Genomic DNA, 25,337 nt, shown 5'->3' with positions numbered 1-25,337 from the left:
ACACGAGCACGGTCGGCAACCGGCGCGCCAGCGGCACTTCGCCGAGGCAATAGGGGCGCGGGCAGACCGGCTCCGCGCCCAGACCAGTCTGCGGAACTCCGCCGCCGCGGGCGACACCCTGGCCGCGGGGGTGACAGATCGCCGACACTTCGCGGACACAGCGGTGACACACCCGGCGCGCATCGGGCGCATTTCATGTCGGTACCGTCTGCTGGACCGCTTGCTTGAGCAGCAGGTCCACGGCGGCCTCGATCTCCTCAGCCAGGATCTGCACCCGCCGCCCGAGTCCGTCGCGCCAGGACAGCACCCCGCCGCGGCACCACACCGTCGCCTGGGGCGTGGAGACCACCGACACCCGCGGATCGGCCACCCCATAGACCCGGCGCTGCCCCCGCGCCCGCAACGCGCGAGCCAGCGTCCGCGCGCTGGACGCCGCGTCCGGCGATGCGGACACCGTGGCGGTAGGCGGCGGTGCCGCACCCCGCGGTCGGGGCGTCGGGGCCGCCGCGTGCGCGCCGCGCGCGGTCCGATCCGGGGCGGGGGTGCGGCGCAGCAGTCCCATCACCGCCGACCACCTCCCGTAGCGAAGCGCGCCCACACGGCGACCCACCCATCGGCCGGGGCCCACCCCCAGTCGTCGGCCACCGCGGCCACCAGCGCCAGACCGCGGCCGTGCTCGGCCTCAAGTGCGGGGCAGCGGGGCGCGGGCACCGTCGCCTTTGACCGCCGGCTCCACACCTGCACCACGTGCGCGGTCGCGGTCTCTTCCACGGCGAGCATCGCGACCATGTCGCCAGCGCGGCGGGGCCTGGGCGCATGCTGCAGGGCGTTGGTCAGAAGTTCGTCGGCGGCTAGGACGACGTCGTCGATACGGTCGGCGGGTGCGAGCGTGTGGGCGATCCAACCCCGAGCCGCAGGCACCTCCGCGGGTTCGGTAGAGAACACCGGGCGGCGCTGCGTTCGCCGCCGGGCGGTCGTCGGCGGCGGTGTCGGGCAGTACGGCATGGCGGCTGATCCTCCTCGCGTTGTGCTGTTGATGCGGCCGCCATCCAGGCGCACCTTCTATGCGCTGGTCAACGTGTTCCCCTGAGTTTTCTCCGCACCCGTCGGCCGTCCCCGGAAGCAGCGGTCGGAAAGGCTCGGACGTAGACGGGTCGGGCCCGCCCACAGCTCCTCGCGCGACGGCGGCGGGCCCCGCGGAGTAGGGATGGCAGAGGGCTGCGATGCCCGCACGTGAGGCCCCCACGCGACGGGCGGCCGTGCTTCGGGATGGCCCTGGAGGAGCACGGCCAGACGCGCGTCGACCCCCGCCCCGGACGCAGATGCAGGGCGGGAAGTGGAGCTGACGCAACCGAAAAGAGTCCACTGCTAAGGAGGTCCACCTGGGCAACGACGGCCGTCGTCAGCAGCGCCTGCTACACACGACAGCGTCGCTTCCCCACCACAACCGCCCCGAGGAGAACACCCCCATGCCGACCGAGTTCCACCGGCCCGGGCTCCCCGACGACCTCGCCCACCCCGACCTCCTGTGGGCCCGCGCCGGCATGCTCGCAGTGGTCTGCGCCGCCATCGGCGGACACTGGACCGGGTTCTACGGCGTCGACGCCTCCGGCCTGCACCACGACGACGGCGGCGGCAACTGGTGGCGGCTCTGCCGCGTCGGCACCGAGCACACCGTGCTGGTCGGTTTCGACCACGAGGGCAGCCACACCTACGACCTCGACCCCCACCCCATCGACCTGCTGGCCGGCGGCCCCGACTGGCTGCCGTGGTCGTGGCTGGCCGGCATGGAGGAGGCCTACCCGATCGGGCTGGTCTACTGGTGGGACGGCGCCGCGTGGGCACGCGCCCCCTACCCCGCCGACGTGGGTGACGACGGGCTCGGCCTGCTACTCAAGGATGTCGCCGACGCTGAGCGGGCCCTGGACCAGGCCGAAGACCTCCTGGAGGAAGCGGGACCGGCCGCCGAGGGCGAGGGGCGGCCGCTTGCGCACCTTCTGGAGCACGCCTCCCAGCACCGGCTCGACGCCGCCGCTCTGCGCACCGGCCTGGCACCGTGGTCCGAGCACAGGCTCGACCTCGCCGCAGCCGAGCACACCGCCCGGCGACTGGGGCTGGCCCCCGCAACGCGGCCCCAGCCGGTGCTGCCCGCCGGCGAGGGGCCGCCGCCCGACCGCCGCGTCCCCGCGATCAGCGGCCGCCAGTGGGGACGACTGGTCGCCGCCGCGATGCGCGAAGAGGTGGAGATGGACCGGCCCGCCCCCGAGCCCACACCGCTGCTCGACGTCGTCGTGGAGGCGGTGCGTGAGCAGGCCCGCCGCAACGGGGGCAGCGCGCGCCTCACCGTGCACGCGGCCGGGCGCGCCATGAGCATGGGCTCCGACGACGACTCCAACGCGCTCTCCCGACAGATCCTGGAGCGCTCCTGGGCGGTACTGCCCTCCCGGCCCGGCCGCATGCCCGGCCTGTTCGAACTGCGCCGCCAGGAGGCCCACCCCGCACAGGGGAGCTGGTCATTCCTGCGGGTGCAAGCCAGTCGGGAGGGTGTGGACATCGAGCGGGTCTACGACCACTGGCCGAGCTGGTGGCAACCGTCCTACGGCGACGACGTCGCACCCATCGGCGACCTGCGCGAGGAGATGGCGCGGCGCGCACCGCAGTGGCACCCAACCTGGGCGCGCCTACTCCACGACGACATCCCCTACAACCCGCCCCAGCTCCCAAACTGATCCCACCCGACCGCACCGGCACACCGGCGCCGTGCTCGTGGAGACCGGGCGGATCCCCGCGGGCAGGCCCGCCCGCGGGTCACCCAGCGGCGGTTCGAATAGACCCGAGCCGGAGGGCCTAGCAAAACCCATCGGGCAGATCGCGAAGGAACGCGCGCCACTCCTCGGCAGGAAAGGAGAGGCGGCCCGCCTCGCGGTGCTGGCTGTCGCGGACCTCGGCCGTCTGCGCGCTTTCGCGGACCTCCACGCAGTTGGCCCCGTTGGCGCTGTAGGTGCTCGTGTGCCAGTCGGTGATCATGGGAGGTTCCTCAAAGCGTCCAAGGAGAGTGGGCCCGGAAGTGATGCCGCCAGAGCCGACGTGAACCACGACGCGATCCGGTCATGAGTGTCGGTGTCGTGGACAACGTTACCGTCGGCGTGATCGCTGACGACCGCCCGTTCCCCGGATGCCAGAGTGAAGATCATCAGCGGCGCCGTGGGCACCAGCAGCGCGGTGCCCTCGGGAACGAGATGGACGGCGACGCGCCCGGTGCCAGCCCATTTCAGCAGGTGGCCGACCTGGCTTCGGCGCACCCCGTCTGCAACCCCGGATACGGCCGAGACGGGAAAAACCGCAGTGACCCGGAGATCTTCGAGTTCCATCAGGCGCCCGCACCGCAGGTGCACCAGCCGGTCGATCTCCTCGCTCTTGGCCAAGGGGTGGCCCGCCTGGAACAGGGCGCGGGCGTACTCCTCGCACTGAAGGTAGCCGGGAACCAGGGCCGGCGTGGCGATGGACAACTGCCGGGCGCCGCGTTCGATGGCCTCCAGGTCGCGCGCCCATTCGGGCAGGGCGGATCCGGTCGCCGAGCGGCGCCAGGCCGACAGAAGCTCCCCGTTGGCCCCCAAGTGCGCGTCCAGGCGCTCGGCGTTGTCCCGCTTGGGCAGCGACCCTCCGTTCTCCCAGCGGTTGACGCTGGAATGGGCGGTGCCGCTGCGCGTGGCGAGTTGGATCTGCGTCAGCCCTGCCAACTCCCGCAATCGCGTGAGGGTTTCCGAGAAGGGGGTGGACACCATTCCCGCACCGTACCAACAGAATCCCATTTCTGTACGGCTAATACCAGAAACTCTTTCGACGCTATGGGATTACCGGGCTTCGTCGCGAACCTGGATCCGCGACCGCGTGACACCCGCGAACCGGAGGCCAGCCCATGAGCAGCACCCTTGTTCCCCGCCCCAATCCTCGCCACCCCTGCCCGGAGCTGCGGGACGAGTACGGCCCGCGCGGCTGGATGTTCTTTCGCACCAACGGTTCCTGCGGCACGTCGCGTCTGCACGCGGTGTTCTGCCGGTCTCTTCCCGCGGCGTGCGCCCATCTCATCGGGTTCCATGAGCACGTGGCGGCCGCCTGGGACGAAATCGCCGCAGGGGTGGCCGAACAGGCCGAAGCGGTTGAGGGGCACGCGAAGACGTGCGACCGGTGTGCCCGGGCCCTGGACAACGCCAAGCGCCACGCCGAACTCGCCGGATGAGACACCTGTCTGCCGCCCCGACGCATCCCGGCTTCTCGCCTGAGGTCCGAGCCGGCCCCGCCGGGCTCCGGTACCCGTCCCCGTATCGGAGCCGTCCCAGGAGGCGGACAGTGCTCGGCGAGTCGCGATCGCCCGAGCCCGACGCGTGCCGACCCTCGAGGCCACCGCCGATCTGTTCAACATTGCGCTGGAGATAGCGACAACCCGTCATGACCTGGTGAAACAGTCCGATGAATCCTCGCGGGCGGCATAGTTTGGTGGAATGCTTCCCGATCACCGCCCCCTGCGCATCGGATCCCGCACTTCGGCCATGGCCGTCTCCATGGCCCGCACCGCGGCCGAGGCGATCACCGACGCTGCCGATGTCCCCGTCGACCTCGTCGGCATCCGCACCACCGGCGACCAGTGGAAGGGCGACCTGGCAGAAATCGGCGGCAAAGGCGCTTTTCTCAAGCAGATCGAGCAGGCGCTCGTGGCCGGTGAGATCGACATCGCCGTCCATGCCATGAAAGACGTTCCCGGCGACGTCGACGCCCCCGAGGACATCGGTTTCGCGGCTTATCTGGCCCGCACCGACGTACGCGACGTCCTCATAGCCCGCCCCGGCTTCCCGTGCACCTCGCTTGCCCGGATGCCGCCCGGGACGAGGATCGGCACCTCGGCGGTGCGCCGCAGGGCCCAACTCCTTCAGCACCGCCCGGATGTGCGGGTGGGACGGGTGCGCGGCAACGCTGACGAGCGCATCGCCCGCATGGACGAACATGCCGAGGTCGACGCGCTCGTCCTCAACCGCTCCGGTCTCGACCACGTCGGCCTGGCCGGCCGCGTCAGCGACGTGCTGCCCACCGAGGTGATGTGTCCACCCGTGGGGGCCGGCGTCGTCGGGCTCCAATGCCGCACGGCCGACACCGCGATTCGGGACCTGCTGCGCCTGGTCGACGACCCGCAGACGCGCATCCACGTCACGGCCGAGCGGGCGATGCTGCGCGCCCTACGGGGCCACTGCAATTCCCCGATCGCGGGCCACGCCCGCAGCGCCGACCGGCAACTCGACCTGGTCGGGATGGTGTTCACCTCCGACGGCGCCGGCTTCCTCTCCACCCACCACCGGGCGGCGGCCGACAATCCCGCGGCGCTGGGGGCCGGCGTGGCCGCGGACCTACTGGAGAAGGGCGCCCGCGCGATCATCGACGCCTCTGCATACTGACGGCGGCCCCGGTCACCCCGTCCGGTCAGCCGGGACCGCTCGCGCGCCTGATGCGCTCACCCACGAGACGCTCGGCCACCGCGAGCGGATACCAGCAGGCTGCTCGCACCTCCGACTCCTGGATAGGCCCCGCATCGGCCGTCGTGGTGAAGGCGCAACCGATGTCGAGGTGGTAGTGGGCTCCCGCAGCATCATCGACGTCCACGTGATCTTCCGCCGCGCCCACGTGATCCTGCTGCTGGAGCGGCAGGGCACCGGATACTGCGACGGCATGCTGCAACTGCCATCCGGACACCTCGAAGAAGGCGAGCCGATCCCCAACGGCGCGGCCAGGGAAGCCCAAGAAGAGGTCGGCGTAAACGTCAGCCCCGCCGACCTGTCCCTGGCCGCCGTCGTCCACCACCACCAGCGACCGGACCTCGCCCGCGTCGGCATCTTCCTACTGGCCGAGGAGTGGGCCGGTGAACCGGTCGTCGCCGAGCCGGAGAAGGCCGGCAAGCTCGTATGGGCGGATCCGCGCGTGCTGCCATCGACCACGATCGCCTACCCGGCCGAGGGCCTTCGCGCATGGTTGGACGGCGACCGTCTCTCCTTGCACGGATGGCCGAACTGCTAAAGGGGTTGCACGATGGGTAATTTGCCGGCCCTGCACCCTTGTCGGTCGGGCCCTGCATAGCGCCTTATGGCTTCGCGCGTCAGCTGCGGTTCGCCGACGAGGACGCGTTATCGAGTCCGCTGGTGCGGGAGGGGAGGTCAGGGCGTGCTTGGGTCGCGGGGGGTCCGACCGGGCGGGGCGCCTCGACGCTGGAGTGCGGGACGGTTCTGCCGGAGCGTGACGGGTGCTCCGCATTGCTCCAGCGGGACCGGAGGAGCCATGGATTCCCGGGCAGCCGGAAGGCGCCCGATGGGCCGCTGACCTGCGAAATCGACACGGTCGCGCGAAAAGAGCACCGACGGAGCAACATGGCCGTCGACACTGGCAAAGTCGGGGGATCATTAGGTCTCTGACCTGGGAAAACGAGTAGGCCGCCCGGGGCTCGAACCCGGAACCTACTGATTAAAAGTCAGCAGCTCTGCCAATTGAGCTAACGGCCCGCGACGAGTATACCGGCCTGAGCCCGTGGATGCTGCACCGCAGCAGGGACGGCTTGTAGCACGCTGAGCTGCACAGACAGCTACTCGCGTTCGCCGCAGCGTCGGTCGCCGCCTCCACCGGCCCGCACGCCGTCGGCCGGATCCGGACCCCGAACAGGGTCTCCAAGCGAACCCGGTGCGGGGCCGCCGACCTGCCGCTCCTCGACATACGAGCAACGAGAGAGCATCCGGCCGCCTGCAAGCCGGATCTCCACCATCCCCACCACCCCCGCTGTCGAGGGGAACCGCCCCCGCCCGGACGCGGGCGGCGAGGGACACCTTGATCGATCTCATTCTGATTGCGCACATGTACTCCCGTTGGCGTGCGCGTCACCTCCTGCGGGATTACGCGGCGACCGGCGCCAGTCGTCATCGTGGAGGAAGCCAACCGCTCATCGGAGATCTCACGTCCCCACGTCCGGATTCCACAGTTTCGACCTCACGACGCTCCTCTCGACCGTCATGCCGGCACTGCGCGAGTTGAAGCGGATCGCGAACACGAGCGGGTACTTGCGGACCACGGTCGTCAATCTCTGCGTTCACTGCACAACGCAACTTCGGAGCACGAACAGACATGAAATCGATCGAAATGGAACCAACGAAAATGTCGATGGGACGCCGCAAATTCCTCACTCGCGGGGCTGCACTTGGCGCTAGCGCTGGATTGGCCGCGCCGGTCCTTGCGTCATGCACCAGCGAGCAAGAAGATTCGGACATCTCGCTCCGCGACCAAGACCTGTCATTCATCGGTACGGAAGAGACCTTCTCGACTCCCGAGTTGATCAGACTGAACTCCATCAACGAGGATCATATAGCGTTCCTCGAGGGCATAGGTCTTTCCAATTTGGGCCGGCGCCGCATCGGTGATATGGACAAAGGGGGGCTCAACGTTCAGATCCTCTCCGCGCATACGCCGTCCGTGCAGAATGTTCCGGGGCAAGAGGGCATCGACTTTGCCCATCGTCTTAACCGGAAGCTTGTAGAAGGGCCAATGGCGAGCCATCCGGGCCGATTCCAGGCTTTCGCAACCCTGCCCTTGCAGAGCCCGGATGCGGCAGCGGACGAACTGGAACGCTCGGTTCGGGGAGACGGCTTCTTGGGCGCACTGACCAACGGACACATCGGGAAGAAATTCCTCGATCATCCGGAATTTGAGCCCGTGCTAGCGCGTGCCGAATCCCTCAATGTGCCGATCTACTTGCATCCCGGCTATCCGGCCGACGACATCTACCAGATCTACTACAGCACGACACGGTCGGAATACACGAGCGAGTACCAGGACTACATTTTCAGTGGGTCCGGATATGGCTGGCACCAGGAGGTTCTGACCCAATGCATCCGAATGATTGCATACGGGGTTTTCGACAGATTCCCCAATCTGCAGATCATCATCGGCCACATGGGCGAAGGTCTTCCGTTCTACTACAAGCGGATCGCCGGAGACATGGGCGAGCCGACCGAAGACTCGCTCAAGAAGCCCTTCGAGCAGTACTTCCAGGACAACTTCTGGTTCACAACCAGCGCGTTCTTCCAGGATGAACTGCTCCACCTCCTACTGAAGTACATCAGTGTGGATCGAGTGATGTTCGCAACCGACTACCCCTTCGCAGGCATCAAAGAAGGGACCGACTGGTTCCGAGCAGTCGATCTTCCGCGTGAAGACAAGGAAAAGATCGCGTTCCGCAATGCCGAGAAACTGTTCGGCATCAAGGTCTGACGCGTGCTCTCTGTCGAGGGAGCGGCGCCGACGGTCCGGGCGCGGTCGTTCAGACGGGTATCGGCGGTTCCCCGGTGTAGGCCTCGTGGAGCAGGCACGCGAGGTCGGTGCCGACCGCGAGCCGGTATCCGCCGAGGCGGCTGACGGGGACGGCGGGGGTCCAGGAGTTCATCACCACCGCCGAAAGCTCCCCGGCGAGTTCGGAGCCGCGGATCTCGCGGGTCTGCTGAGGGACTCCGAGGGCGTGCAGCCTGCGGGTCAGGATCTGCATGGTCACCCCGGCCAGGACGCGGGCCCGGGGCCAGATGAGCGATTCGCCGTCCCAGAAAGCCAGGTTCCAGATGGTCGCCTCGCTGAACCGCCCGGAGCGGTCGTGGAAGGCGGCGTCATCGAATCCGCGGGCTTTGGCCTGGCGGAGATAGTAGGTCTTGGCGATCTCCCCGACGTGCTTGAGGTGCGGGAGGTGGCGCTCATGGAGCACGGCGTCGAGCGCGAGCGGTCCTGCGGGCGGCTGCGCGGAGTCGGTCACCTTGATCAGCACGTCGATCGCGCCAGGCCCCCCGGCGGGGGCGAACCCGGGGCGCGAGGTCAGAAAGCAGGCCAGCGACACGTCCGGCGGGGCGGTGTCCAGCGCCGCGCGAAGGAGGCCGCGGACCCGGTCCCGGGGCAGGGCGTCGCCGAACAGCTCCTCGCTGGCGGCGCGCAACCGCTCCAGGTGCAGGTCCAGCCCTTTGACGGCGGAGCCGCGCACTTGCATGGAGGTGAAGTGGGCGTAGCCGGCGAAGGCCAGCGGGGCGAGGTCGCCGGCGGTGGCGGGCTTACCGTTGAGATGGGTGATCGAGACGGTCATGTCGGTGAAAGTAGGTGTTGACACCGGTGTCAAAGGCAAACGCGGCGGACGCGGGGCGGCTGCGGGTCGGCGACCTTTCCGCGCGTACGGGCGTGAGCCCGCGACTGCTCCGCTACTACGAGAACCAAGGGCTTCTCTCGGCCGAGCGGTCTGCGACCGGGCAGCGGCTGTTCGCGCCGGCTGCCGCCGAGCACGTCCGCTACATCCGGATGCTGCTGGCTGCGGGGTTGCCGACCCGGGTCATCGGTGAGCTGCTCGGCTGCATCCACGACCCCGGGCGCCTCGAACCGTGCGCGGTCCCCGTGCTCGTCGAGCACCTGCGCGAGCACGATGAGCGGATCGCCGAACTGCTGGGGACCCACGAGGCGCTGCAGGGTCTGATCGATTCCTCCGCGCCGCCCGCGGGCTGAGCCGAAGCCCTAGCCCGGCCGATCCAGCACCAGACCATCCGCCCACACATAGCAGGGCGGACGTCACCCGGTTCGGCACGAGCCATGTCCTCAGCGCTGGTCCGTGCGCCTCACCGCGTTGTCGGGTGTCGCGACCCGGCCGTGCCCGCGATCTGCCGAGAGCCTCCTCACCTGCGGATGCGATAACGCAGGTGCACAGCAGTAGGCGTGTCGGCCGCATCGACCGGTTCGAGGGCGACGTTGAGCTCCCCGAGGTTGTCGAACAGGCGCAGGCCGCGGCCGAAGAGGACAGGCACCAGATGGATCCCGATCTCGTCGACAAGACCGGCGGTCAGGAACTGCTGGATCAGCGCGGCCCCGCCCATGACCGCGACGTCGTGATCCCCGGCAGCATTCCGCGCCTTCTCTCGGGCGCTTTCGATGCCGTCGGTGACGAATGTGTAGACGCCCTCAGCGGGGGAGTCTGCGGGCGCCTCGTGCGTGACGACGAACACCGGCCTGCGGGCCGCTCCCGTAGGTCCGTCCGCACCCCAGAAGCGCACCGAGTCGTCGTAGGTGCGGCGTCCGGCGATGAGAGCACCCAGCGTGGCGCCGGACTCGGACAGGAACTCCCGATTGCGCTCGTCCTGCCCGAACGCCCATTCGTGCAGTTTCTCGCCGCCTCGGCCCAACAGTTCCTCAGGGGTGCGGTGCGCGGCCGCGACGAAACCGTCCAGTGACATGCTGATGTCAGCGATGGTCTTGCCCATGTCGACTCCTCGGCATCGTAGGCACCGTCGGCGGCGCCAGCTTTCGAGCGTATGAGCAACCGAAACGCGAATCCCATCCGGCTGCTGTCGGCACCACCGCCCGCAGCGGCGGAGCGGGGGCTGTGAGCGGGGGCTATTCCCCGCGCAGCGGCCCCTCCGCGTGCCGGGCAGCGGCGGTGGCGACCGGTTGCCTCAGGATGGTGCGGAGCTTCTCGGGGGCGACCCTGCGGAAGTCGCTGAGGTAGATCTCGTGGTGCGTGCCGGCTACACGCAGGCCGTGGTCCGGGATGAACCCCTGGTGCATCCGCGCCAGCACATCGGCCTCGTCCTCGAATGACCCGACGTGCAGCGTCTGCACGCACCGACCCTCGGACAGCGACTCCAGGCGGAGGTCGCCGAGGCGCGCCGGTCGGTTCCCGGTCCCGGCCCGCTCGACGGCCGCGGCGAACATGTCCCGGTCGATCCAGTCCGGGACCATGATCATCAGCGTCCATTCCCACCGGGACTTGTCACGCGAGGTCGTGAACGTGTCCATGTCCTCGGCCCACCACAGACCCTCAAGAGGCATGACGACGTAGTCGCGTCCGAGGTCTTGCTTGCTGGCGAACTTCAGCTTGTAGGCCACCGGGTAGAGCGCTTCGACCGCCTCGGCGAAGTCGGGCGAGGTGTTGGGGTCGCCGTGGCCGCCGACCATGAGGTACTGCCTGGGGGGTATGTCCAGGACCCGAAAACGGCCGCGTTGCGCCTGGTAGGAGTCGAGGCTCTTCTTGAAGTCGGTCTTAGTCGTCATCGGGCACCTGGACTCGGGCGGCGAGCCACGACCTTTCGGCTTTCAGGAGGTTCAGCGAGTAGGAGAACACCTCGCGGGCCGGCGGCAGGAGGGGGCTCTGCGCCCGCTCGGCCTCCTCGACGACCGCGATGCGTTCCTCGACCCGCCCGAGCCTGATACGCAGCGCTTCGGCGTACTCCCGCTCGGAGAGGCGTAAGAATATCCCAGCGGCGAGCCGCGCCCTCCCCGCCCGGGAGGGTGCGACCTGCGCCTCACCGAAGCCCAGCGCCCTGTACGCATCTTCCGACGGAGGACACCCGGATGCACAATCCCGATCACGGTCCCACCCGCCCCTCGGGTCCGCCGCCGGCTCCCGGCAGTCCGGGGCAGCAGTCCGGTCCAGGTCACCAGCAGCCTTCGCCGGACGGTTGGCCGCCGGCCGCCCCGCCGGGCGGCGGCTCGCACCCCCCGCCCGGCGGTCCTTTCATCGGCCCGGGCCATCCGGCAGCCGGCCCCGGGCACCCCGCGCCCCATGCCGCCACTCCCGGGTATCCCTATGCGCCCCGGCCCGCCCAATCAGGCCAGCCCGGCGCGGTGATCGCCGCCCGCATCTGCGCTTTCGTTTTCGGTGGCTTCACGGCGCTGACGGCGCTCGTCTTCGGGCTCGCCGCGCTGGGCGCCCGCTTCGACTCGGGCATGGGCGCTGACGCCGAGCGCGTCTCCAACGAGATCGGAATCGGAGCACTGGCCATGTTCGCCGCGGCGGTGCTGTATTTCGTCATCGGCGGGATCGGGGGCCGGCGCTCCTCGGCGGTGCCGTGGGGCAGTCTGGCCGCCTTCGCCGTACTGGCGGTTGCGGGGGCGGCCTGCCTGGCCGTCTCGCCCGGTACGACGATGCTGGCCCTGCTGGGCCTGGTCCCGGGCCTCGTCCTGTTCACCCTGCTTCTGGTGCCGCCGTCCCGCCGCTACTACGCCTGCGCATCGGCCCCGATCAACTGAGCCCCAACCGCGCGAGGTCAGGTTCACACGCGAGCGCGATGGGGCCGAAGTCCGGGGAGCCTTGCTGTACTACCGGGTCGGCGACCGGGACGAGTCGCGCGAGTACTACCGGCGCACCCTCGAGTCCAGCAGGAGCAGGCGGGAACTGGTCGCCGAGGCCGCCTACCGGCTCGGCGAGATGGCCAGCGAGGACGGCGACACCGACCAGGCCGTGCGGTACCTGGAGCGGGCGCGGGACACGGGGGACGCCGTCTTCGCCCGCCAGGCCCTTCAGTTGTTGGCCGGCTGAGCCGATGACGGAGGTCACGGCGACCGGTGCGACACGATGCGTCGACTCCGTTGAGGCGCCGCCCCCGCTCCAGCGCATCGGCATCGGCGAGCGCCGAGGCGGCGGCTGTGCAAACATCAGCAATCGGGACGGGCCGCCAGGCGCAGCGCTTCGAACCGGATCCCGCTCCCTCGTTGCTCAATCCCGGGACTGTCTACTCTTCGACGCATGTCTGAAAGTGCCGGCCAACTTCCCCTGGACTTCCACGCCGTATCCCAACCGCAGCCCTCCGCTGCGGTGCAGGGACTGCGGTGCGTCGCCGACTGGCTCACCCCGGACGCCTGCCAAGCCCTGCTCTCGAACATCGACGCCGAGGAGTGGTCGGCACAGCTGAAGCGGCGGGTGCAGCACTACGGCCGCCGCTACGACTACGGCCGCCGCAGCGCGGCAGGCGATCAGCGGGCACCCGCACCGCCGCTTCCGGCATGGGCCCGCGAGGCGGCCGCCCGCCTCGTGCGTGAAGGGCTGATGGACCAAGAGGCGGAGCAGGTGATCGTCAACGAGTACCAGCCGGGTCAGGGGATCAGCGCCCACGTCGACTGCCTGCCCTGCTTCGGTCCGGTCATCGCCGCGATCTCGCTGGGTTCCACCTGCCTCATGGACTTCACCGATCCCGAGGGCGGCGCGAAGCTGGCAGTGCCGCTGGCACCCGGCAGCCTGCTGGTCATGACCGGCCCGGCCCGCCATACGTGGCGCCATGCCATCGCCGCGCGCAAGAGCGATCCCGGAACAACCGGACGTGTACCACGCGGCCGGCGAGTGTCAGTGACCTTCCGTACCCTGCTGCACCCCCGGCCAGTAGCCCGGCCGATCCCGGCGTTTCTCGCTCACGATGAACGGCACCGAGGTAGCGCCGCACGGTCCTGCGGTCCAAGCACAGCCCGGCGGCGATGGCGCCGACCCATTCCCTTCTCCGCCATCCCGCCGGGCGGCCCGCGCTGTCCACTCCGCGGTGGACAAGCTGCACACACGGTTGTTGGCCGTTCGGACAAGCGGCCAGTGGTGCCAAGTTGCCTAGTCTGAGCGCCACTGTCGCTCTCGACTGAGGAGATGATCGTGGAGGCCGCCCCGCCAGCACCCGAGACCGCGCCGGGGACAAGCGCCCGTGGCGCGGAGCTCTCGGATCGGCGCCTGCTGGTTATCGGCGGCGACGACCTCTGCGACGCCGTCGCCTCCCACATCCACGCCTGGGGGCGGCCGGTCCGCCGGATGCACGGCCCATCCAACCGGGACGTCCAGGTGGCGCTGGCCGATGACGCCGACGCGGTCGCGGTGGTCTCCCGCGACGACATCCGGGCCCTGCGCTACGCCCTGCTGGTGGAGCACACCCGGCCGGGGATCCCGTTGCTGGTCACGATCTTCGACAGGACCGTGGCGGACGAGGTGGTTCGTTCCGTTCCGAACTGCACGGTGATCGCTATGACGGACGCGCTGGTTCCGGCGCTGCTCGGCCCGTGCGTCGCCGAGGACATCGTGAGCCTGAGCCGAGGGACCGAGGGGGACGCCGAAGGGTACGTCACCGTGCGTAACACGGCGAGCGGGCCGCGCGTCGAGCACGTCCCCCGAGCCGCGGTCAGGTGCCGACGACGGGTGCGCGACGCGATCCGCGCACAGCTGCGACCGCTGGAGGGCACCACGCGCGCCCTGCTGGCGGGCCTGCTCGGGCTCGCGGCCGTGTTCGCGCTCGACTCCGCGCTGGGGGCGGTGGTGCTCGGGGAACCCGTGGTCACCGCGGCATGGCACGCCGCCAACACACTGACCACGGTGGACTCGCCCGCGGCGGCAGCGAGTGCGCCCGCGTGGTACCACGCCCTGTCGACGGTGACCCTGCTGTGCGTACTGGCGTTCTCCGCGTTGTTCACCGCGGGGCTCGTGGACCGAATGACCTCCCTGCGCCTGACCGGGATGGTGGGGACACGTGCGGTGCCCCGGAGCGGGCACGTCGTCGTGGTGGGCCTCGGCCAGGTCGGGCTCCGGCTGTGCCAGGAGCTGCAACGGCTCGGCCTCGGCGTGGTCGCGGTTGAACGCGACCGGCACGCCGCGTGCCTGCCGTTGGCCAGGTCGGCCGGAATCCCGGTCGTCTCCGGCCGTGGTGGGGACCGGTTTCTGCTGCAGAGACTCGGGGTGCCGAACGCCCAGGCGATCGTGGCGGTCTCGTCGGACCCGCTGGAGAACGTGGCGGTGGCGGTGGCGGCCCGCGCGGTTGCGCCGGACCGGCGGATCGTGATCCGGGCCGGGGGTGAGGACGACGTCGTGGCCGAGTCCCGCTCTCTGTTCCGGATCGCCACGGTCTGCGACGTCAACCAGATCGGGGGCTCGTTCATCGCCGCGACCGCGCTCGGACAGGGGCCGCTCACCACCTTCACCGCCGACGGCCGACTGTACGCGCTGCTCGACGACGGCACCGTACGCGACACAGATCGGTGGCGCCGCGCACCGGCGCCAGACCCCGCCGCGCGCTGACCGCATGGAGTCCAGCCGCCTCCGGAGTCACCCTCACCGAGATTGTCGGATAGGCGCAGGCCGCTGCCGAAGGCGACCGACCACACCTGTCCCGGTCGCTGCGGTACCGGGTCTGCCCCGCGGCACTGCGGCTTCGGTTCGATGCCGCCTCCGCGGCGCCACGTGCACGCCAGCAGTGAGCACCTGGACTTCGTGCGCCAGGAGAACGCGGTCGGCCGCGACACCGCCGTGGTCGCCTACACCCCCTCCTCATGGGCGCCTACGCCCGGGGCGACAGGGAGCCCAGCCACGCCCATGACCACCCCGGAAACGGCACGGCCTGGCGGCCCTCGACGATGTCGCCTCCCAGGCGGGCGCGACGCGCAACCAGGTGGTGCTGTCCCGAATGATCGACCACGACCCGCCGATCACCTGCTGGTCGGCGTCAGCAAGGTCGCCCACGCGGACGAAGCGGTGGAGGCCGCCGACCTGCGCCGCACCTTGGACGCGACGGCATAAATCCCTCTGCCCGCATTGCCTTGCGGGCACTGAAAGCACCACCCCGCCGCCCCATACCATGGAAGCCATCAGCCGCAACCGCTGAGCGGTCCGGCCCCCAACCGCCAGAGACCGGCGAAGCTTCCTGAAACCGAAGGTGACAGGGTTGTCATGGCGGGTGAGCGCGGCGCAGACTGAAGCCAGGTGAGCTGGTACGGGCCGATCGTCTGCCTCCGGCCCGACGCGGGAGGGCTGCCCGATGGACACCACGTTGCAGATCCACGTCCGCGCTGACGGCTACGGCGATAACCGGGCCGAACTGGTCGCCATGCTACGCAACGAACTCCTGCAGCTTGACGTAGACGAGATCCGCCCTCTTCGCGGTGAACAGCTTCCAGCCGGCGCTCGTGCCGAGTGGGGGATCGACCTCTCCGGGCTCGCGGTGGTCGCCGAGACCTCGTTCGAAATGCTGAGCAGGCTCGTGGGCAGCCTGCGGGCGTGGCGGGAACGTGCCGATCCCCGCCCCGCCATCCGACTGGAGATCGACGGAGACGTCGTCGAGATCTCCGACGTCTCGGCCGAGCAGGCCGAGCAGGCGCTTCGGTTCTTCGTGCACCGGCATGCGGACGTACGGGAATAGACATGAGCGGGGCACGCAAAGCGCTCATTATCGCCCAGGACGTCTACGACGACCCCGGACTCACCGAGCTGCGCTCGCCGGCCCAGGACGCCCTCGCATTGGCAGAGGTTCTGCGCGATCCCGACGTCGGTGCGTTCGACGTCGCCGTAGTGCAGAACGAACCCTCCCCGGTGGTCGCACACCGGGTTGAAGAGTTCTTCGCCGAAGGGCGGCGCGAGGACGCCCTGCTCGTGCACTTCTCCTGCCACGGCTTGAAGAACCTGTCCGGAGAGCTGTTCTTCGCGGCCCGCGACACAGTGCCCCGGCTGGTGCGTTCAACCGCCGTCTCGGCCTACTTCGTGCGCAAGTGCATGAGTGTCTGCCGCGCCCGCAACACCGTCCTGCTGCTCGACTGCTGTTTCGGCGGTGCGTTCCTCGAAGGCATGGGGCTGCGCAGCGCCGGTGACGCCCACGTCCTCGACTCCTTCTCCGCTCAGGAAATGGGAAGCGGGCGCGGTTGGGCGGTGGTGACCGCGTCCAACGCCATCGAGTACGCCTTCGAAGGGGACCGTCTGGCCCAGGACGCCCCGCACGCCCCGTCCGTGTTCACCAGCGCTCTAGTCTCCGGGCTGTCCACCGGCGAGGCCGATCTCAACGAGGACGGCCGCGTCTCCCTTGACGAGTTGTACGACTACCTCTACGACCGGATCCGCAGCGAGAACCCTCACCAGACCCCAAGCTGTAGCGTGCACATGCAAGGCGACGTCTACCTCGCACGCAGCGACCGGCGCCACCACGCCCTGAACCAGCTGTCCGAGCCGCTGCGCCGTGCCCTGCTCAGCTCGGATCAGTCCGCTCAGCAGTGGGGCGTGGTCCAGCTCGAAGCAGCGGTGACCGGTGCAGATATCGTGGCGGCCGCGGCCGCCCATGCAGCCCTTTTCTGGCTGACCCGCCAGCCCTCGCACCCCGCCGGCGCGGCAGCGCACCGCATTCTCGAGGCGGCGCTGATCACACCCGTCCCGGCTGCCCTGGACTTGGGCTGCATCGCTCAGGGCGCACCCAGCCCGAGCCGACTGCTGCACCTCGTCGGCCCTCCCCTGGCGCTCGACTGCAAGGCCCGCCCGCGCACGGATGCCGTCGGTGTCCAGCGGATGCCGGAAACCGGCGATCTGGTGATCACGCTCAGCACCTCAAACGCCGGGCCGGTCGAGTCCTCGATCGTCCTGTCCAGTCCCCTCGGCGACGTCGACGTCCCAGTAACCGCTGAGGTCCTCCCCGCGTCACCGCCCGAGGCCGAGCGGTCCGAGGCGCCCGGGCCCGTCGCACAGGAGTGGCGGTCCGCAACCGCACCTCCGCTTGCCGATGCCCGCATCGACGGAAGAGGCGACCGGCCGCACCCGAAGATGAGGCGCCGCGTGCTCGCTCGCCTGATCGACCTCGTGCTCGTATTCATCGTCGGATGGGCGCTCCTGATCGCCGCTCTGCTGTTGGCTGAGTCCTCCGGCGTGGGCATCACCGAAGACAGCGCATTCTTCAACGCCTGGATGCTGCTCGCGATCTTCGGCTGGGGGCTGCTCATCTTCCTCTATGACGCGCTGCTGCTCGGGAGGTGGGCGAGCACGATCGGCATGGCCGCCGTGGGGCTGCGTGTCGTCGACGCATCCGGCGGCGGCCGAATTCGCCGACGCCAAGCCTTCATCCGCGCGGCGGTGTTCGGGCTCCCGCAATCGATTCCGGTGCTGGGGCAGTTCTTCATCCTGATCGGCTATTTGGCGTCGACACCCGATGGCAGGAACCGGCCGCTGGAGGACGTCGCCGCCTCGACGCTGGTCGGACACGCCCCCTGGGGGCGCGCCTCCGACTGATGCCTTGGTCGGAGGCGGGCGACCGGGTCTCCAGCGGGGCACTGCTCCCCTGCCGCGCCCTCCATCGACGTCGTCCGCCTCGCCTCCTCCGAGCGCCACCGGTACGACCCGGTTCCGCTCCCCAGGCGCAGGCGTGCGGAGCTGGTCACCGGCCCGGGCCGACCTGTGGGTACGTTGGCGGTGTGGGGGCGGGTGGGTCGCTTCCGGGGGGAGGGTCCTCTAGTGAGCAACCTGGAGGCGGCACCGCGCGAGGTGGCCTGTTCTTCCCCGGCCGCGTCGGACGCCGACGACCTGCCGCTCGTGCGCGTGCTGGAGCCGCGGGCGGTCCCCCTGGGCGGCCCCAGGGCGATGCGGGTGCGGCGAACGCTGCCCCAGCGCGCCCAGTCCCTGATCGGAGCCTGGTGCTTCGTCGACCACTACGGACCGGACGACGTCTCCGCGAACGTCGGGATGCGGGTGCCCGGCCATCCCCACACCGGGTTGCAGACCGTGTCGTGGCTGTTCAGCGGCGAGGTCGAGCACCGCGACACGACCGGCGTGCACGCCATCGTGCGCCCCGGCGAGGTCAATCTGATGACGGCCGGGAGCGGCATCGCCCACTCCGAGTACTCCACGCCCCAAGCCACGGTCCTGCACGGTGCGCAGCTGTGGGTGGCGCTTCCCGACCCCCACCGGTTCACCGCCCCGGGGTTCGAGCACTACGCGCCGCCGCCGGTCGAGCAGGACGGCGCCCGCGCGCTCGTGTTCCTGGGCTCCCTGCTCGGGCACACGTCGCCGGTGCCCGCATTCTCCCCATTGGTGGGCGCCGAGATCACCCTGCGGCCGGGGCAGCGGCTTGAGCTGGAGGTGGACCCGGCTTTCGAGCACGGGGTGCTGGTCGACACCGGAGCGCTCTCCGTCGCCGGTACCGCCGCGGCCTCCGGGCAGCTCGCCTACCGCCCGCCCGGGGACGACACGCTGTCGCTGCACGCCTCCGACCGCGGGGCCGCACGCGTGCTGCTGCTGGGCGGACGGCCGCTGGACGAGCGGATCGTGATGTGGTGGAACTTCGTGGGCCGCACCCATGAGGAGATCGTGGCCTTCCGGGAGCAGTGGCAGTCCGAGCGCGCCGACGACGGTGCCGCATCCGACGGGTCCGGCCGACCCGGTCGGCCCGGCCGGTTCGGACCGTTCCCCGAGCAGTGGGAGACGACGCTTGCGGCGCCCGAGCTGCCGAACGCCCGGCTCCGCCCGCGCGAGTGACCCGGACGGACCGGGCCCGCAGCTCCGCAGCGCCGCCGCCCGCTGACCTCCCGCACGCTCCTGCCGGTCCGTGCCCGCTCTCCCTGAGGCGCCTACCAGGCCTGCCGCAGGAGCTCGGTGACCTCGTCGGCGTCCGCCTCCCGCGGGTTGGGGTAAGGGGCGGCGGCGACCCGTTCGGCGGCTGCGCGCAGGCCGTCGCTGGGCACGCCCAGCTCTCCGAGAGTGGTCGGCCCTTCGTGGCTGCGCGCCAGCCGCGCCACGGCGGCGACCGGGTCGCCCCCGGCGATCCGCGCGAGCCGCTCCCCGGTGCGCGGCACAGCGGGCAGGTTGAAGCCCATCACGTGCGGCAGCAGCAGCGCGTGGAGCTCGGCGTGCGGCAGGTCGAAGGTGCCGCCGAGGACGTGCGCCAGCTGGTGGTGGAGCCCCATCCTGGTCTGCGCGAGGCAGAGGCCGGCGAGCCAGGCCGACGACTGGAGGCGCTCGCGGGCGGCGATGTCGTCGGGGTCGGCCAGCACGACCGGCAGTGTGGTGAGGACGCCGTCGACGGACTCCGCGGCCAGCCCGTCGCTTGCGGCGGTGGCGTCACGCGCCCACAGCGCCTCGATCGCGTGCGCCAAGGCGTTCAAGGCGCTGGTCAGAGTGAGGCCCTTCGGCAGGGTGAGGGTGAGCTCGGCGTCGTAGACGACGGTGCCGGGTGCCAGCGCCGGGTCGCGGCGCGTTGTCTTCACGCCGTTCTCGGTCTCGCCGAGGTTCGGGGTCACCTCGGACCCCGCGTAGGTGGTCGGCACGGCGATCTGCGGCAGAGCGGTCCTGCCGGAAAGCGCCTTGGCCAACCCGATCGCGGAACCGCCGCCGATGGCGACGACGCAGTCGGCCCCCGCTCGCTCGGCCGCGGCCACAGCCTCACGGGTCACCTCCACAGGCGTGTGGACGACCGGCCCGTCGAAGCGCGCGGCCAAGCTGGAGCCCAGCGCCGCCGCAAGCTCATCGGCCGGGCCCCGGGAGGATCGGGTCGAGACGAGCAGCACGCGCTCGGCGCCGAGCCGCTCGGTCTCCGCCGGAATCTCGTGGCGGGCGCCGAGGCCCGCCAGCACCCGGCGGGGAAGGGTCTGGTGCACCGTCACTCCGCTGGGCGCGCCGTCAGGCATGGTTCCTCCCCTTCACGCTCAGCGCGGAACCCGGCACCGAGCTCCGCCGATCTTGTAGCTATCGTATAGGGAAATCGCTTTCCTTCACGATAGCTACAAGATCGGCGGTGAGGGGCCGCCCGAGCGAGCAGCGGGACCCTAGCGCGTGGGCCGCGTGGGCCGCTTGGCCGGCAGGCCGCGCCGGGCCGCATGGCGGCGAAGCGCGGCGAACAGGCGCGCGGGCTCGGGGGTGTCGAGCCCCGGCAGCACGACGGGGCGGCCGGCACGCACCCACAGCTTGAGATCGCCGGTCCCGCCGTTGCGAGGCGAGTGCCGCAGCGCGGTGATGTCGGCCAGGGCAACGGCGCGCAGCCGCCGCCCGGCCCGCAGGACCAGGCCCCGCTCGAAGAGGTAGACGCCCCTGCGGCCGCGCAGTACGGCGGCCGTCCACAGCGCGGAGGGAAGGACCGGCAGCAGCAGCGCCACCCGCGCCAGCCGCGGCACCTCGGAGGTCATGGACGCGAACGACGACTCGGCCGCGACGAGTACGGCCGCCGCGGTCGCTCCGGCGGCGGCCACGTAGACCGCGGCGCGCCGGTGGTCCACCTCGCCGTGGGAGTGCGCGCTGACGGGCTCGCCCAGGCCGTGGTCGCGGGCGGCGCCGACGACGCTCGCGGGCATCGCCGCGCCCGGACCGTCGTCAGGCGAAACGGGAACGGACCGGGAGCCGGCTACTCCGGTGCCAGCGCCGAACGGGGCATGCGGACTGGGCACGGATTCCGGAACACGCTTGCTCACTGGAGGGTCCAATCGTCGCGGCGGCCGGTATGGGGGAGGCCAGTGCGCATGCACGCACGGGATACGGGCGACCGGCGGCCAGCCTAACAACGCACCTCCGATCGGGGCGGGCCCCGCCGCGTCCAGCGTCCGGACCCGGACAGAGACCGGCTCCCCGTGGCCGCGGCGCCCGCCCGCATCGGCCGGGCCGGCGGCACCCCTAGACTCGACGGGGGCGCCGGACCGCCCGGGCTCCCCGACCGCCGGACCTCCCGGACCGCCGGTCGGGCGAAGCGGCGAAGCAGCGGCGTCCGGAGTCGGCCGTGGAAAGGCGGGGGAATTGCCGGGCGGAACGCAGGGCGCCACTGAGGCCGGAGACGTGCCGGAGCGCACGGCGCTGCGCGCCGACTGCTCGTCGTGCTTCGGATTGTGCTGCGCCGCGCTGCCGTTCTCGGCCTCTGCAGACTTCCCGGTGGACAAGGCGGCCGGGCAGGCCTGCTCCAACCTGGGTCCCGACTACGGCTGCACCATCCACGAGCGGCTGCGAGACGAGGGGTACCGCGGCTGCACCGTCTTCGACTGCTTCGGAGCCGGCCAGCAGGTATCGCGGGTCACCTTCGAAGGGCGGTCCTGGCGCGACGAGCCCGGCATCGCGCGCTCCGTGTTCGACGCCTTCGGCGTCATGCGGCAGCTGCACGAGCTGCTGTGGTACCTGGACGAGGCCCGTTCGCTGCCGACCTCGGGGCCGCTCGTCGCCGAGCTCCGCGCCCTTCAGCAGGAGACCGCGGGGCTGACCCGGGTCGGCGCCGCACAGCTGCGCGACGCCGAGCCGGATGCGCTGCGGGAGCGGGCCCGGCCCCTGCTGCGCCGCGCGAGCGAGCTCGCGCGGGCGCGGGAACCACGCCGCGGCCGCGACAGGGCGGGCGCGGACCTGGTCGGCGCCGACCTGCGGAAGGCCCGTCTGCGCGGCGCGGAGCTGCGCGGGGCCCTGCTCATCGCCGCCGACCTGCGCGGCGCCGACCTGCGCCGGGCCGACCTCATCGGCGCAGACCTGCGGGACGCCCGCCTCGGCGGCGCCGACCTCACGGGCGCGCTGTTCCTCACCCAGCCCCAGGCCAACGCCGCCCGCGGCGACGCCGCCACCCGACTGCCCGACGCCTTGGAGCGACCGGGCCACTGGTAGGCCGCGCCCGGCGGTCCGGCGGCCCTGCCGCGTGTGCACCATCGGTGCCACGCGCGCACCGCATGCACGCCGCACGCATGCACGCACACCGCACGCCCGCCCGCAGCTCCGCCTCCGCGCGGAGCTGGACCTCCGCGCGGAGCTCCGCGCGTGCGCGCGCCGGGTGCCTCAGCGTCGCAGCTCGCCGTCGACGCGGCGGGGAAGCGGGTCCTGCGGCGCATCCCGCAGCTCGTCGGGCAGCAGCGCCTGCGGCGTGTTCTGCCAGGCCATCGGGCGGAGGAAGCGCCGGATCGAGTGGACGCCGACCGAGGTGTGCAGAGCGCTGGTGGTCGCCGGCCAGGGCCCGCCGTGGTTCATCCCCCACGCCACGGCGACCCCGGTGGGGTAGCCGTTGTAGACGATGCGCCCCGCCTTCGCGCGCAGCACCGGCTCCAGCTCGGCAGCGAGCGCCTCCTCCGCGTCCTCGGCGATCAGGGTGGCCGTGAGCGAGCCCGGCACCGCCTCCAGCGCAACTGCCAGTTCGGCCTGGTCGCGGTAGGTGACCAGCAGCGTGGCGGGACCGAAGCACTCCTCGGCGGTCTGCGCGGTGAGGTCGGCGGCCGCGACGGACATCAGCCGGACCGGCGCGCCCCAGCCCTGCGCCCCGGGCGCGGTCCCCTCGGCGAGCAGGCGCACCCCGCCCGCCTCGGCGAGCCGGCGGGCGCCGGACTCGTAGCCGCCGCGCACCTGCTCGCTGAGCAGCACGCCCGGCGCCAGCTGCGCCGCGGCGCCCGCCATGCGCTCGGCGACCGCGAGGCCCGCGTCGTCGTCGGGCAGGAACACCAGGCCCGGCTTGGTGCAGAACTGGCCGGCACCCAGGGTGAACGACGCCGTCACGCCGTCGGCGACCTCCTGGGGGCGGGCGGCGGCCGCTCCGGGGGTGACCACGAGCGGGTTGACGCTGCCCAGTTCGCCGTAGAAGGGGATGGGGTCCGGCCGGGTCGAGGCGATGTCGAACAGCGCCCGCCCGCCGCTCAGCGACCCGGTGAACCCGACCGCGCGCACCGCGGGGTGGGCCACCAGCGCCGCCCCGGCCTCGGTGCCGTGCACGAGCCCCACCGTGCCGTCGGGCGCGCCGGCGGCCGCTGCCCCCCGCTGCAGCGCCGCGAAGCAGCGCTCGGAGGTGGCGGGGTGGGCGGGGTGCGCCTTGGCCAGCACCGGGCAGCCGGCCGCCAGCGCCGCCGCGGTGTCGCCGCCCGGCACGGAGAACGCCAGCGGGAAGTTGCTCGCGCCGAACACCGCGACCGGCCCCAGCGGCACCAGCATGCGGCGCAGGTCGGGTCGCGGCCCCATGGGGGTCTCGCCGGGGCTGTCGAGGGTGGCCTCGACGTAGGAGCCTTCCTCGACGGAGTCGGCGAACAGCTCCAGCTGGAAGCGGGTACGGGTCAGCTCGCCGTTGAGGCGGGCCGTGCCCAGCGCCGTCTCGCGGTCCGCGAGGCCGACCACGGTTTCGCGGTCGGCCTCCAGCTCGGCCGCCATGGCGCGCAGCATCCGGGCCCGCCCGGACCGCCCGAGGGCCGCGAGGCCGTCGGCGGCCCCGGCCGCCGCCCGGCAGGCGGCGTCCAGCCGCGCCTCGCTCGTCTCGGCGGCGACCGTCTCGACGGCGGCGCCGGTCCGCGGGTCGATGCTCACGATGTCGGTCATGGGTTCCCTTCTTCCTCAGCATGAAGCAGCGATCCGCCCTCGGTGGGTTCGAGGGGTTGCATGTGGATGCCTTCCACCTGTCGATCGGTCGGCGGCGGCCCGAGGCCCCGGGGACGTCCCGGCGCCCGAGTACGAGCCGGGCGCCGGCCGTCGGGCCTGCGGGCGGTGCAAGCGCCCGCACCTCGGCCGCGCCGTTCGCTACCAGCGCGGCAGGCGGGGGGCCGTCCAGTCGGGGTGCACGGCCCGCATGGCGCCGACGTCGTCGCGGTCCCGCACGTCGCTGTCGGTCCACCTGCGGTGCAGGTCGGCCAGCGCGTCGGTGTCCAGCTCGATCCCCAGCCCGGGTGCGTCGGAGACCGCCACCGCACCGCCCTCGAAGGTGTGCGGCCGGGTGACGACGTCCTCTTGCTGCCAGGGGCGGTGGGTGTCGCAGGCGTGGTGCAGGTCGGGGACGACGGCAGCGACGTGGGTCATCGCGGCGAGGCTGATGCCCAGGTGGGTGTTGGAGTGCATGGACACCCCGACGCCGTAGGTGCGGCACAGCGCGGCCAGGTCGAGCGTGGCGCGCAGCCCGCCCCAGAAGTGGTGGTCGGAGAGCACGACCTGCACGGCGTTGCGGGAGAACGCCTCAGGCACCTCGTCGAACCCGGTGACGCACATGTTGGTGGCCAGCGGCATCCCCGTGCGCTCGTGTATGCGCGCCATGGCGCCGACCCCGGCGACGGGGTCCTCCAGGTACTCCAGCACCCCTGTCAGCTCCCGGGCCACGCGCTCGCCGGTCTCGGCCGACCAGGCGCCGTTGGGGTCCAGGCGCAGCGGCATGTCGGGGAACGCCTCGCGCAGCGCGCGTACGGCCGCGATCTCCTGGTCGGGGTCGAACACGCCGCCCTTGAGCTTGATGGAGCCGAAACCGTAGCGGTCCGCGAACAGCCGCGCCTGCTCCACGACTCCCTCCGGGTCGAGCGCGCCGCCCCACGCGTCGGGGCCGGCGCCGGGATGGGCCGCCCACTTGTAGAAGAGGTAGGCGCTGTAGTCGACGCGGTCGCGCACCCGGCCGCCGAGCAGGGCGTGCACGGGGACGCCCAGGAGGCGGCCCCAGGCGTCGAGGCAGGCCACCTCGAACACCGCGAACACGCTGGCTTTGAGCTTGGCCAGATCGCGCTTGCCGCGCAGGCCGGCGGCGTGGGTGCCGGCCTCGGCGAACGCGGTCTCGTCGGTGCCCAGGACCTCGTCCACGACCGAGCGCAGCGCGCCGGGGCGCGACACGTCGGCGCCGGCCAGGTGCGGTGCGACCTTTCGGATCGCGGTGAGGTAGTCGGTGTCGCCGTAGGTCTCGCCGAGCCCGACGCCGCCCGCCTCGGTCTCGATCTCCACGATCGTGCGCGGGGTGGTCGGCTGGTGCACACCCTGCAGGTTCAGCAGCGGCGGGTCACAGATGAGGATCGGGGTGACCCGCACCTCGCGGATGCGGCCGGCGGTGGGTTCAGGCATCGTGGTC

25 protein-coding genes and 1 tRNA gene are annotated in these 25,337 nt (G+C 71.4%); 14 read left to right on the top strand and 12 right to left on the bottom strand.

Annotation, left to right across the window (positions count from 1 at the left end; all coding sequences use genetic code 11):
- Positions 1–193: 193 nt before the first annotated feature.
- Positions 194–370 carry a hypothetical protein gene (locus tag RM446_RS19535; protein ID WP_311546811.1) on the bottom strand — a complete coding sequence of 59 codons (177 nt, stop codon included), beginning with the start codon at positions 368–370 and terminating at the stop codon, positions 194–196.
- A gap of 191 nt (positions 371–561) precedes the next feature.
- Positions 562–921 carry an ATP-binding protein gene (locus tag RM446_RS19530; RefSeq protein WP_398695525.1) on the bottom strand — a complete coding sequence of 120 codons (360 nt, stop codon included), beginning with the start codon at positions 919–921 and terminating at the stop codon, positions 562–564.
- A gap of 548 nt (positions 922–1,469) precedes the next feature.
- On the opposite strand from RM446_RS19530, the gene RM446_RS19525 reads away from it, so the two are divergent.
- Entirely contained in the window at positions 1,470–2,729 is a 1,260-nt protein-coding gene (locus tag RM446_RS19525; protein WP_311546809.1) for a hypothetical protein, read from the top strand.
- Between the two features lie 118 nt (positions 2,730–2,847).
- On the opposite strand, the gene RM446_RS19520 is transcribed toward RM446_RS19525, so the two are convergent.
- Positions 2,848–3,027 (bottom strand): DUF397 domain-containing protein, encoded by a 180-nt coding sequence (locus tag RM446_RS19520; RefSeq protein WP_311546808.1) that lies wholly within the window; start codon positions 3,025–3,027, stop codon positions 2,848–2,850.
- On the bottom strand, positions 3,024–3,785 hold the full coding sequence (locus RM446_RS19515) for a Scr1 family TA system antitoxin-like transcriptional regulator (protein WP_311546807.1): 762 nt from the start codon (positions 3,783–3,785) through the stop codon (positions 3,024–3,026). The genes RM446_RS19520 and RM446_RS19515 overlap by 4 nt, the downstream gene beginning before the upstream one ends.
- Before the next feature lie 134 nt (positions 3,786–3,919).
- Here RM446_RS19515 and RM446_RS19510 point away from each other — a divergent pair, with 134 nt between their 5' ends.
- The 3 genes from RM446_RS19510 (at position 3,920) to RM446_RS19500 (ending at position 6,063) form a co-directional block, all read left to right on the top strand.
- Positions 3,920–4,240, top strand: coding sequence for a hypothetical protein (locus tag RM446_RS19510; protein WP_311546806.1), 321 nt, complete (start codon positions 3,920–3,922; stop codon positions 4,238–4,240).
- A gap of 262 nt (positions 4,241–4,502) precedes the next feature.
- Positions 4,503–5,447 (top strand): hydroxymethylbilane synthase, encoded by a 945-nt coding sequence (gene hemC, locus RM446_RS19505; protein ID WP_311546805.1) that lies wholly within the window; start codon positions 4,503–4,505, stop codon positions 5,445–5,447.
- A gap of 175 nt (positions 5,448–5,622) precedes the next feature.
- Entirely contained in the window at positions 5,623–6,063 is a 441-nt protein-coding gene (locus RM446_RS19500; protein ID WP_311546804.1) for an NUDIX hydrolase, read from the top strand.
- A gap of 406 nt (positions 6,064–6,469) precedes the next feature.
- On the opposite strand, the gene RM446_RS19495 is transcribed toward RM446_RS19500, so the two are convergent.
- Positions 6,470–6,542 (bottom strand) — tRNA-Lys (locus RM446_RS19495).
- A 613-nt stretch (positions 6,543–7,155) separates the two neighbouring features.
- Here RM446_RS19495 and RM446_RS19490 point away from each other — a divergent pair.
- Positions 7,156–8,298, top strand: a complete 1,143-nt coding sequence (locus RM446_RS19490; RefSeq protein ID WP_311546803.1) for an amidohydrolase family protein — start codon at positions 7,156–7,158, stop codon at positions 8,296–8,298.
- Between the two features lie 49 nt (positions 8,299–8,347).
- On the opposite strand, the gene RM446_RS19485 is transcribed toward RM446_RS19490, so the two are convergent.
- Positions 8,348–9,148, bottom strand: a complete 801-nt coding sequence (locus RM446_RS19485; RefSeq protein ID WP_311546802.1) for an aminotransferase class IV family protein — start codon at positions 9,146–9,148, stop codon at positions 8,348–8,350.
- Between the two features lie 26 nt (positions 9,149–9,174).
- Here RM446_RS19485 and RM446_RS19480 point away from each other — a divergent pair, with 26 nt between their 5' ends.
- Positions 9,175–9,558 (top strand): MerR family transcriptional regulator, encoded by a 384-nt coding sequence (locus tag RM446_RS19480; RefSeq protein WP_311546801.1) that lies wholly within the window; start codon positions 9,175–9,177, stop codon positions 9,556–9,558.
- Positions 9,559–9,725: 167 nt separating this feature from the next.
- On the opposite strand, the gene RM446_RS19475 is transcribed toward RM446_RS19480, so the two are convergent.
- Both RM446_RS19475 and RM446_RS19470 read right to left on the bottom strand, forming a co-directional pair.
- A complete protein-coding gene (locus RM446_RS19475) occupies positions 9,726–10,307 on the bottom strand; it encodes a dihydrofolate reductase family protein (RefSeq protein WP_311546800.1) in 582 nt (193 codons plus the stop codon).
- A 133-nt stretch (positions 10,308–10,440) separates the two neighbouring features.
- Positions 10,441–11,097, bottom strand: a complete 657-nt coding sequence (locus RM446_RS19470) for a GyrI-like domain-containing protein (protein ID WP_311546799.1) — start codon at positions 11,095–11,097, stop codon at positions 10,441–10,443.
- A gap of 573 nt (positions 11,098–11,670) precedes the next feature.
- Between RM446_RS19470 and RM446_RS19465 the strand changes: the two genes are divergently transcribed.
- The 7 genes from RM446_RS19465 to RM446_RS19435 all read left to right on the top strand — a co-directional run bounded on the left by RM446_RS19465 (position 11,671) and on the right by RM446_RS19435 (position 19,069).
- On the top strand, positions 11,671–12,075 hold the full coding sequence (locus RM446_RS19465) for a hypothetical protein (RefSeq protein WP_311546798.1): 405 nt from the start codon (positions 11,671–11,673) through the stop codon (positions 12,073–12,075).
- Positions 12,076–12,136: 61 nt separating this feature from the next.
- Complete coding sequence (locus RM446_RS19460; protein ID WP_311546797.1) at positions 12,137–12,364, top strand: tetratricopeptide repeat protein; 228 nt, start codon at positions 12,137–12,139, stop codon at positions 12,362–12,364.
- Between the two features lie 207 nt (positions 12,365–12,571).
- The gene (locus tag RM446_RS19455; protein WP_311546796.1) at positions 12,572–13,426 is read left to right on the top strand and encodes an alpha-ketoglutarate-dependent dioxygenase AlkB; all 855 of its coding nucleotides are present in this window, start codon (positions 12,572–12,574) and stop codon (positions 13,424–13,426) included.
- Between the two features lie 33 nt (positions 13,427–13,459).
- Complete coding sequence (locus RM446_RS19450) at positions 13,460–14,866, top strand: NAD-binding protein (protein WP_311546795.1); 1,407 nt, start codon at positions 13,460–13,462, stop codon at positions 14,864–14,866.
- A 736-nt stretch (positions 14,867–15,602) separates the two neighbouring features.
- A complete protein-coding gene (locus tag RM446_RS19445) occupies positions 15,603–15,983 on the top strand; it encodes a hypothetical protein (RefSeq protein ID WP_311546794.1) in 381 nt (126 codons plus the stop codon).
- Positions 15,984–15,985: 2 nt separating this feature from the next.
- Positions 15,986–17,827, top strand: coding sequence for a caspase, EACC1-associated type (locus RM446_RS19440; protein ID WP_311546793.1), 1,842 nt, complete (start codon positions 15,986–15,988; stop codon positions 17,825–17,827).
- Between the two features lie 222 nt (positions 17,828–18,049).
- Positions 18,050–19,069 carry a pirin family protein gene (locus RM446_RS19435; RefSeq protein ID WP_311546792.1) on the top strand — a complete coding sequence of 340 codons (1,020 nt, stop codon included), beginning with the start codon at positions 18,050–18,052 and terminating at the stop codon, positions 19,067–19,069.
- 92 nt (positions 19,070–19,161) lie between these two features.
- On the opposite strand, the gene RM446_RS19430 is transcribed toward RM446_RS19435, so the two are convergent.
- Positions 19,162–20,217, bottom strand: coding sequence for a maleylacetate reductase (locus RM446_RS19430; protein WP_311546791.1), 1,056 nt, complete (start codon positions 20,215–20,217; stop codon positions 19,162–19,164).
- Between the two features lie 138 nt (positions 20,218–20,355).
- Positions 20,356–20,877 carry a hypothetical protein gene (locus RM446_RS19425; protein WP_311546790.1) on the bottom strand — a complete coding sequence of 174 codons (522 nt, stop codon included), beginning with the start codon at positions 20,875–20,877 and terminating at the stop codon, positions 20,356–20,358.
- A gap of 436 nt (positions 20,878–21,313) precedes the next feature.
- Here RM446_RS19425 and RM446_RS19420 point away from each other — a divergent pair, with 436 nt between their 5' ends.
- Positions 21,314–22,156 carry a pentapeptide repeat-containing protein gene (locus tag RM446_RS19420; RefSeq protein ID WP_311546789.1) on the top strand — a complete coding sequence of 281 codons (843 nt, stop codon included), beginning with the start codon at positions 21,314–21,316 and terminating at the stop codon, positions 22,154–22,156.
- A 168-nt stretch (positions 22,157–22,324) separates the two neighbouring features.
- Here the strand turns inward: RM446_RS19420 and RM446_RS19415 are convergent, their stop codons facing one another.
- Together RM446_RS19415 and RM446_RS19410 are read right to left on the bottom strand one after the other, a co-directional pair.
- Entirely contained in the window at positions 22,325–23,839 is a 1,515-nt protein-coding gene (locus RM446_RS19415; protein WP_311546788.1) for an aldehyde dehydrogenase (NADP(+)), read from the bottom strand.
- Between the two features lie 198 nt (positions 23,840–24,037).
- A complete protein-coding gene (locus RM446_RS19410) occupies positions 24,038–25,330 on the bottom strand; it encodes a glucarate dehydratase family protein (RefSeq protein ID WP_311546787.1) in 1,293 nt (430 codons plus the stop codon).
- Positions 25,331–25,337: the final 7 nt, after the last annotated feature.

Source organism: Streptomonospora wellingtoniae (genome assembly GCF_031845375.1).
GTDB classification, from domain to species: Bacteria; Actinomycetota; Actinomycetes; order Streptosporangiales; family Streptosporangiaceae; genus Streptomonospora; species Streptomonospora wellingtoniae.
The sequence above is the reverse complement of the archived record's forward strand: the minus strand, read 5'-3'. Positions and strand labels throughout refer to the sequence as shown.

Excerpts from the sequence above, each read along its gene's own strand:
- RM446_RS19525 (WP_311546809.1), top strand. The coding sequence starts at position 1,470 with ATGCCGACCGAGTTCCACCGGCCCGGGCTCCCCGACGACCTCGCCCAC.
- RM446_RS19520 (WP_311546808.1), bottom strand. The coding sequence starts at position 3,027 with ATGATCACCGACTGGCACACGAGCACCTACAGCGCCAACGGGGCCAAC.
- RM446_RS19515 (WP_311546807.1), bottom strand. The coding sequence starts at position 3,785 with ATGGTGTCCACCCCCTTCTCGGAAACCCTCACGCGATTGCGGGAGTTG.
- RM446_RS19510 (WP_311546806.1), top strand. The coding sequence starts at position 3,920 with ATGAGCAGCACCCTTGTTCCCCGCCCCAATCCTCGCCACCCCTGCCCG.
- hemC (WP_311546805.1), top strand. The coding sequence starts at position 4,503 with ATGCTTCCCGATCACCGCCCCCTGCGCATCGGATCCCGCACTTCGGCC.
- RM446_RS19490 (WP_311546803.1), top strand. The coding sequence starts at position 7,156 with ATGAAATCGATCGAAATGGAACCAACGAAAATGTCGATGGGACGCCGC.
- RM446_RS19485 (WP_311546802.1), bottom strand. The coding sequence starts at position 9,148 with ATGACCGTCTCGATCACCCATCTCAACGGTAAGCCCGCCACCGCCGGC.
- RM446_RS19475 (WP_311546800.1), bottom strand. The coding sequence starts at position 10,307 with ATGGGCAAGACCATCGCTGACATCAGCATGTCACTGGACGGTTTCGTC.
- RM446_RS19470 (WP_311546799.1), bottom strand. The coding sequence starts at position 11,097 with ATGACGACTAAGACCGACTTCAAGAAGAGCCTCGACTCCTACCAGGCG.
- RM446_RS19455 (WP_311546796.1), top strand. The coding sequence starts at position 12,572 with ATGTCTGAAAGTGCCGGCCAACTTCCCCTGGACTTCCACGCCGTATCC.
- RM446_RS19445 (WP_311546794.1), top strand. The coding sequence starts at position 15,603 with ATGGACACCACGTTGCAGATCCACGTCCGCGCTGACGGCTACGGCGAT.
- RM446_RS19440 (WP_311546793.1), top strand. The coding sequence starts at position 15,986 with ATGAGCGGGGCACGCAAAGCGCTCATTATCGCCCAGGACGTCTACGAC.
- RM446_RS19430 (WP_311546791.1), bottom strand. The coding sequence starts at position 20,217 with ATGCCTGACGGCGCGCCCAGCGGAGTGACGGTGCACCAGACCCTTCCC.
- RM446_RS19425 (WP_311546790.1), bottom strand. The coding sequence starts at position 20,877 with ATGCCCGCGAGCGTCGTCGGCGCCGCCCGCGACCACGGCCTGGGCGAG.
- RM446_RS19415 (WP_311546788.1), bottom strand. The coding sequence starts at position 23,839 with ATGACCGACATCGTGAGCATCGACCCGCGGACCGGCGCCGCCGTCGAG.
- RM446_RS19410 (WP_311546787.1), bottom strand. The coding sequence starts at position 25,330 with ATGCCTGAACCCACCGCCGGCCGCATCCGCGAGGTGCGGGTCACCCCG.